General features: G+C 44.6%; 6 protein-coding genes. 1 reads left to right on the plus strand and 5 read right to left on the minus strand.

Annotated elements, in window-relative coordinates:
* Positions 1-2: 2 nt before the first annotated feature.
* The 3 genes from G596_RS21725 to G596_RS0110045 form a co-directional block, all read right to left on the minus strand.
* A complete protein-coding gene (locus G596_RS21725; protein ID WP_022761712.1) occupies positions 3-2,282 on the minus strand; it encodes an ABC transporter permease in 2,280 nt (759 codons plus the stop codon).
* 81 nt (positions 2,283-2,363) lie between these two features.
* On the minus strand, positions 2,364-2,984 hold the full coding sequence (locus tag G596_RS0110040; RefSeq protein WP_022761713.1) for a TetR/AcrR family transcriptional regulator: 621 nt from the start codon (positions 2,982-2,984) through the stop codon (positions 2,364-2,366).
* 113 nt (positions 2,985-3,097) lie between these two features.
* Entirely contained in the window at positions 3,098-3,925 is an 828-nt protein-coding gene (locus tag G596_RS0110045) for a putative ABC transporter permease (RefSeq protein WP_022761714.1), read from the minus strand.
* Positions 3,926-4,129: 204 nt separating this feature from the next.
* Here G596_RS0110045 and G596_RS21730 point away from each other — a divergent pair, with 204 nt between their 5' ends.
* Entirely contained in the window at positions 4,130-5,368 is a 1,239-nt protein-coding gene (locus G596_RS21730; RefSeq protein ID WP_022761715.1) for an endo-1,4-beta-xylanase, read from the plus strand.
* A gap of 161 nt (positions 5,369-5,529) precedes the next feature.
* On the opposite strand, the gene G596_RS21735 is transcribed toward G596_RS21730, so the two are convergent.
* Positions 5,530-7,002, minus strand: coding sequence for a carbon starvation CstA family protein (locus G596_RS21735; RefSeq protein ID WP_022761716.1), 1,473 nt, complete (start codon positions 7,000-7,002; stop codon positions 5,530-5,532).
* A 144-nt stretch (positions 7,003-7,146) separates the two neighbouring features.
* The gene (locus tag G596_RS0110060) at positions 7,147-7,878 is read right to left on the minus strand and encodes a LytR/AlgR family response regulator transcription factor (protein ID WP_022761717.1); all 732 of its coding nucleotides are present in this window, start codon (positions 7,876-7,878) and stop codon (positions 7,147-7,149) included.
* Between the last annotated feature and the right edge of the window lie 146 nt (positions 7,879-8,024).

Here is an 8,024-nt window from a genome sequence, read left to right on the forward strand (position 1 = left end):
CCTCACCTTCCTTGTCCGGCCCCCAGGCACTCGTTTGCCCGAATATTTTTTATCTCCAGAAGTGCTGTGAAGGCCGCAGCCAAAACTGTAATCACAATCAGCATGGGAACAACCGCTCCTACATAGACCGGATCCATGATAAAGCGAAACCCTTTCGCTCCCATCATCCCAAGCACTGCTCCTGCCAGCCCCTCTCCCGGAAATGCTCCTGCTATGATTCCAAGCACTATCCCTATAACAAGAACCGCTGCAGCTTTCTTTAGATATTCCTTTCTGATCTCACCACTCGTAAATCCAAGCGCTTTTTTAAAAGAGTTACTTCCTCTTTCTCTCCAGATGAGCAGACGCAGCATCAAAAGAATTACAACAAAAAGAACGAGGCAGGCAAATATCATAACAACAGCAGAAGTGCGTTTTATATTTTCAATGGTCTGACCGTACACTCCGTCCAGATACTCGCTGATGAGAGTCACCTTAATGCCCTCACCCGAATTTGCAAAAGCGCTTCGATATTCTTCTGTCCATTCCTTCAAAGGCTGTCCATCCTTTAAGGAGACATATATGATGCTCCACATCACGGGAAGATTATCATTATCGGAAAGCATACACGCCTTCGCTGTTTTCCCTCCGTTTGTCACATCAGAGTAAATACCGCATACTTTGCAGGATATCTCCGAATCCGCTTTCCCGTCTTTATCGGTAAAAACCTTGATGGTGTCTCCAACATCCACTTTCATCTCCTCCGCATTTAGTACGGAGAGCGCTATCTCATCCGCTTTTGAAGGAAAAGTCCCCTTGCTGTAACTTACCGGAAACTTCCCGTGGTCGCCGTTTTCAATAAGAAGATTGTAGGAGCCCCCATCCGGCATCACTGTCTTATAGGATTTTGTCTGCATCAGCACAAAGTCGCTAACCCTAGCATCTGTCCCGATTTTCCTTTGAAGCTGTTCTTCCGGGTTATCACCCCCACCTGTCTGCCTTATATCTATGCGAATCTGGCTCTTGCCAATTCCCATATAGGTAACAAAATCGGGTGCACACAGGGTACTCTTGATATTTAGGGGTATCATTATCATAAAAACCGAGAATGCGGTTATTATTCCAATCGGAATCCATAGGTTCTTCTTTTTCCCGAAACTCCCCTGTCCGTTCATGACTAAAACAGCAGATGCTTTCTCGGTTTTGGAAAGTGTCAGTCTCACATACAAAAGGATAATAACCTGAACAAAAAACTCTCCTATGATCATCAGGATACCGATTTTCCCCATCCCTCCTGCATCTCCGTACAGAGCTTTCATCTGGGCCGAAAGAGGGTCCGATATCACTACCGCGAGTAAGCTTCCGAAGATACATCCAAACACGGAAAGAATCATGTATTTGCGCATATATAAAGTGTGAATTCCTCTTCGTGACACTCCGATTGCCTTAAGCATACCTATTTCGGTTTTATCCTTTTCAAGCTGAGTCAGTAGCATGCATCTGATACAAAGCATTGATATAAAAAGCACCACCACACTGACTAGCAGAATAATAAGGATCATTAAGCCGTCCGAAAGAGCATTCATCATTCTGATAAGAGGATATGTGATCGTAGGGCCGTTATCAGGGAGATTCGCATCCTTATAGGCTGTAGCAAAAGCATTGATATCATTTCCGGCCAAAAGCTTGTATTCAATCAAATACTCCTCACTTCCCATCGGTCTCAGGCGCTCATAGTCAGCTCTACTTATCAGAAATCTCTTAGATGAAGCCATGGCAGAATTCATCTGAGAATCCCTTAGAAATCCTGCGACAGTGAGTTCCTCTGAGCCGATACTCAGAACATCTCCCACTTTTACTTCATACTCATCTCTGTAGCAGACAGGCACATAGGCCTCCCCATCCTTGGGCTCTAGGCGCTTGTTATCCGTATCCACAAGATAATCGAATTCCTCACTCTGATAACAAAGGCCGTTATCCTGCATGTTTGTGTCAAAGGTTTTATCGCTGATACGCAGCATACTGTTTGATAAATTCAGGAATTTGCATACCTGCCAATTCCGGACATCGCTTCTGTTTTGTGAAAAAACTCTCAGCTCCTCTTCATCTATTTCTCCGGTATGCATCTGCAAAAAATCAGGAGTTATCGCAACGCGCATAAGAGAATCTATGGCACCTGACAGACTGGCAAACAGAAGTATCGACAGTCCCAAAAGCGTTGCATTTACGGCCATGAAGATACAGGTAGCCATAGCAGAAAGCTTATTCTTTTTTAAATCATTAAGTAAAAGTCTCTTATACATTTTTCACCTCGCCCTTACCGACAGATTGTCGGTCAAAGTTTCAAATATATGGGACTCACCTTTGTAAGTCCCTTGTAAATTCTAAAAGAATCTCATAAGCGATTCCTGCATACTCCCTTGCTTTGCCCCAAGGATTCTCTCAGCGTGATAAATAAATGCTTTTCCTTTATTTATCCTTTGCTCCGGTGATAAGTTCTCGTTTTCATCAAAAGCGGTATTTGCATAAAGCATTATCATCTCAGACGCTTCGCTTGGATATGAAGTATTAAACAGCCCCTCTGAAATTCCTTCTTCTATGAGCTTTGTCATCAGAGGAACCACACCGCCAAGCAGCTTCTCCTGCATCTTCTGGTGTAATAGAGCATTCTGAGGTTTATGAATCTGCTCCATGACTTCATCCTTGACATTGCTCTGCACATTTAGTGCAGCGAGGGCTCCCACCAGCCTCGCATCAATCGACATATCTTTGCTGCCAACAATTATAGCAGCTCTGGCTATACCCTCCCGGGTCATCCTGTCAATTATCGCATCAAGTATCTCTTCTTTTGATCCAAAATGATGATACAGGGTGCCTCGGGCAATTCCGATCCTGGCTATGATATCATTTGTACTTGCATTATCGTAGCCTTTTTCGGCAAAGAGCTGCTCTGCAACATCCAGTATTTCATTTTTTCTCTCTTCAGCACTTTTAACTATTCTCATCTTCCAATTCTACCTGATACTTTTTTATTTCATAGGAATTTTCTATGAAATATAACCGACAAGCTGTCGGTTATATTTTATTACACATATTTAATTTTGTAAATACCGGATGATTATTTTTTTGACCTGCGCTCTCTTACCTTGTTTTTAAGGTCCTGCGCGAACTTATTCTTCAGTTTCAGATTCGCAAGTTCTTCGTTTTTCCTGGATGTAAAGCTCTCTATTCCAAGAAGTATTCGTCTCTGGTTCAAAGAGAGCTGTTCAACATAAGCCTTTGAGAGCGCTTCCACCCGCAGTTCGGCCGCCGCGCGCTCTTCCGTAATTCTCTGCTCAATAGCTTTGGAAGCTGAGGCCATCTTCTCATAATTGGTCTGGGCTCGAATGTTGAATTCCTCGTGCATCCTCTCAACATCCTTCAAAAGTGCTGAAAGGCTGGCCTCGGTGAGAGCAAAGTCTGCTCCGAATACCATTGCAAGAACTATTGCCAGAACCTCATAGATATGAGGATTGGCCACAGAGTGCAAACCTTCCACAACAGGGATCAGGAATTTTACTATCAAAACTCCGGCTATTCCAAACGCAATACTTACCGGTACGCATATGCGCCCCTGAATGTTTAGAGGCATCGTACTGTAATCCCACCATCTGGCGTGGAATCTTTTTTCAAGTACCCAGGAAGTCGCAAACTCGGCAACAGCACTTCCGAGCATACAGATAATAAATATGCCCCATATAGGAAAATCAGGCGAAGAAAGCACCTTGAAATAGCTGAAAACTACTGATGTTACCACAACGCATGAGCCGTAGATCGGACACACCGGCCCAAACAAAAAGCCTCTGTCCGCCCACTTCTTCTCCTTGGCTGTGCAATAAATTGATTCCCACACCCAGCCCAGAAAGCTGTAGAACAGGAACTCCACGAAATACTTAGCAATTATCATATAAACCCCTCGACTTTTTTTGATTTATTAAAATCATTATAATTCGCTTTTACGGTTTCGTGGATAAAATGTTTACCTTTTGCCGTTTGGCGTTAATCGTTCCCGCAATATAAACGTATATCATGGCAACTAATGGTTAGATAGTACAGCCATGTTCATTTATAGTAGAGAATACAAAAATCAATATTATGTGAGGGAATTAAGATGAAGAGAAAAAATTGCATTTGTGTTCTGTTGATGAGTGCCCTTATTATCTCATCGCTCAGTGGTTGTGGAAGAAATACCAATCCTACCACAAACGGAACAGCAGTTAGTGAGGTTTCCACAGAGACAGACGATACTGAGGAAGAATCCGCACCTACGGATGACGCGATTTTAAAGGATCTGTGCTCAAACTATTTCACTATCGGTGTGGGTATAAACGGAAGTACTTTGGACAATCAGACCTTAAACATTCCGCAGTATATGGAGCTTTCCAAGAAGCATTTTAACAGCTGCACAATGACAAACCTGATGAAAAGCTGCTACATACTGGATCAGGTCGGATCACAGAAAAACCTGGAAGAGGGAAATGAAGAGCCTGCTCTTTCATTTATGTCCATAGATCCCACGCTTTCCTGGTGTAAGCAAAATGGCATGAAGATGCGAGGACATACCCTCGTGTGGCACACCCAGGCTCCTGAGTGGTTTTTCAGAGAGGGTTACACAGATGACGGCGAATATGTTTCCAAGGATACCATGCTCCTTAGAATGGAGAGTTATATCCGCCAGCTAGTAACTCATGTTCAGGATGAATATCCCGGAGTTGTTTACTGCTGGGATGTTGTAAATGAGGCAGTCGATCCCGACAGCGCAGACTCTGACAGTGCTTTCATGTGCAGAACCAAAATAGAAAACGCCGATAATCCATGGTACAAGACTATCGGCCAGGACTACGTAGAAATGGCATTTACCTACGCAAGAAAATATGTCGCAGATGATGTTAAGCTTTTCTACAATGACTACAATACCTATCAGGCGCCCAAAACTGAAGGTATTTATACGCTTTGTGAATCTCTGAAAGAAAAAGGACTGATAGACGGCATTGGAATGCAGGGTTACTGGGGCATCGATTATCCTTCGGATGCCGTTATAGAATCTGCAATCCGCAAATTCTCCGAGCTCGGTCTTGAGATTCAGATAACAGAACTCTCAGTGGGAGTCGATGATGAAACCGACTCTCAGTTTAACAGACAGGCTGATAAATACGGTCGCATTTTCAAAATGCTCTGCAGACTTGACAGTGACAACGGCGGTCCAGCAAACATAACCAATGTCACCGTGTTTGGTCTTGTCGATCATTACCGTGAGGGCGATACAACCAACTCAAGGCTCTTTGACAAGTATTACCAGCCTAAGCCGGCTTACACGAAAATCGTTGAAGCCTTAACTGAAAGTAATTAAAAAAAAACCTCATCCGGCACTTCGTGCCACCTGTCTTCGCTCCGCTTCGGTCCGCGCTGAACCGACGTCCCCCGGACGTCGAGCGCCCCCAGAGGGGGAAGGCAATTAAAAACGGGAGCCGAAGCTCCCGTTTTAGTTTGCCTGTAAATCACCACCTGCTGTCAGGCTGTGTGTAAGTGCTGATGGTGATCATCTTTTTTTTCGTCGTTCACCACCGGCTTTCTTGTGCTTACGATGAAAAGTCCAAGGAATGCAATCGCTGCGATAATTCCAACAGGATAAGCGATCATTGTCGACAGGTGCAGACACTCAGGTGCGCAGAAGAAATATGTAACGGATACTGCGGACATGAAGGTTGCGGGAACTGCTGTAATCCAGTAGTTCTTGGAATTTCTGTACAAGTACATTGATGCTGTCCAAAGAGCTATCATAGCAAGTGTCTGATTCGACCAGCTGAAGTATCTCCAGATGACATTGTAGTTAAGCTGGCTGATAAATGCGCCTGCAAGAAGAAGCGGTACACAGAGGATAAGTCTCTTCATATAAGGCTTCTGATCTACCTTGAACCAGTCTGAAATAACAAGTCTTGCTGAACGGAAAGCTGTGTCGCCTGATGTGATAGGACAAGCGATAACACCGAGCATTGCAAGAACTATACCAAAGCCGCCCATTGTCTTTGTGCAGATATCATATACGCATGCTGCCTGGCCATTTCCAAGCATTTCTGTAAGACCTGCTGTAAGGCCGCCGGTTCTTGCATAAACTGCACTGCCTGCTGCAGCCCAAACCAGGGCGATTATACCTTCACATACCATTGCTCCGTAGAATACCATATGGCTTTCTTTTTCAGTCTTGCAGCAGCGAGCCATCAGAGGTGACTGGGTTGCATGGAATCCTGAAATAGCGCCGCAGGCAACAGATACGAACATCATTGGCCATATAGGTGTGCTGCTGGGATGAAGATTGGATAATTCGATCTCAGGGATTGTATATCCATGTGTGAAAATACCAATGCCAACACCAACTGCCATAACTATAAGGCAGATACCGAATACGGGATAAAGCTTACCGATGATCTTATCGATCGGAACGAAGGTTGCGATAAAGTAATAAACAAGGATAAGAGCAAGCCAGAAGGTTGTGTTCGTAAGAAGTCCTGAACCTCCCTGATTACCAATAAGAAGTGAAATAAGTCCGGCCGGGCCTACTGCGAAAACAGTACCAACCATTACAAGCAGTACTACGCTGAAAACACGCATGATGGTTTTCATAATGTTTCCAAGGTACATACCTGTAAGCTCAGATACGCTTGCGCCGTCATGACGCATACTCATGAAACCTACCGAGAAGTCATGTACACCACCTGCAAGTAAGGTTCCGAGGGTAATCCAGAGGAATACGGATGTTCCCCACTGAGCTCCTGCAAGAGCACCGTAGATTGGTCCGAGACCTGCGATGTTAAGGAGCTGAATCAAAAATAGTTTCCATCTCGGCATTACAACAAAGTCTACACCATCATTGATTCTTACTGCCGGAGTCTGTCTGTCATCCGGCCCATATACTTTTTCAACAATGCCGCCGTAGATAAAATAACCTGCTACCAAAACACACAAACATACCAAAAAGCTGATCATATGAATCCCCTCCTATACTTTAGTGAAAGACATTTCTTCCCTACTTTTAAGTATAGTCGCAGAAAATCCCGAAGCAATGCTCCGGGATTCAAATGCAAAAAATGGGTACTAAAATGTATATGCTTATAAAAATCAGTTATATATTCAGACTCCAAAATGAGTTTTTATCTCATGGATCATATTGCGGCTTATAGGAATAGTCTCCTCACCGCAATCCTTAAGCTTGCATGCATATCCGTTATTGTAATCGGGCACAAGGGCTTCACAGGCATTTAAGTTTACTATAAAGCTTTTGTGAACCCTGACAAACTGGTCGCCTGCAGAGGAAAGCTTCTTCTCCCATTCAATAAGAGGATCTCCTGTAAAGTATACGCTCTTATGGCAGTGGACCTTGGCTCCCTTGTGTACCGCCTCAATATAACTGATGCTGTCAGCCATAACCACTTCCATGTGATCTCCCGCCGGAAGTGCAAAGGGCCCCGGCATCTTTTTTACCGCGACTTTTCTTTGCATGAGTTTCTCGACAGCTTTCCTTATGCGCACCTCGTCAAAGGGTTTCATGACATAGTCAATGGCATCAAGTTCAAAGGCATTCAGGGCATAGGTTTCATAAGCCGTCACAAATACAATTGCGGCATCCGGTGTTTTCTTTCGGATTTTCTCAGCAAGCTCTGTTCCCTTCATGTCCCCGAGCTCAATGTCAAGAAAACAGACATCAAAATTCACTTTTTCTGTCAGCTCCAGAACTGCTGCTCCGCTGCCCACTTCGTGGATCTCGGCATCGGGACGGTTTAGCTGTCTTATTATTTTTTCAAGCAGGAAACGCAGTTCGCTGCGTGCCGGACGTTCGTCGTCGGCGATAAGGATTCGTGTCATTTTTTTCCCCTCATCCGTCTGCTTCGCAGACACCTGTCTTCGCTCCGCTTCGGTCCGCGCTGAACCGACGGTCTACGTTCCACTCCGGTCGTTGCTAAGCACTCGTCCCCCGGACGAGTAGCAACCCCGGACGTCGAGCGCCCCCA

Source organism: Butyrivibrio sp. AD3002, from assembly GCF_000420905.1.
GTDB lineage: Bacteria > Bacillota > Clostridia > Lachnospirales > Lachnospiraceae > Butyrivibrio.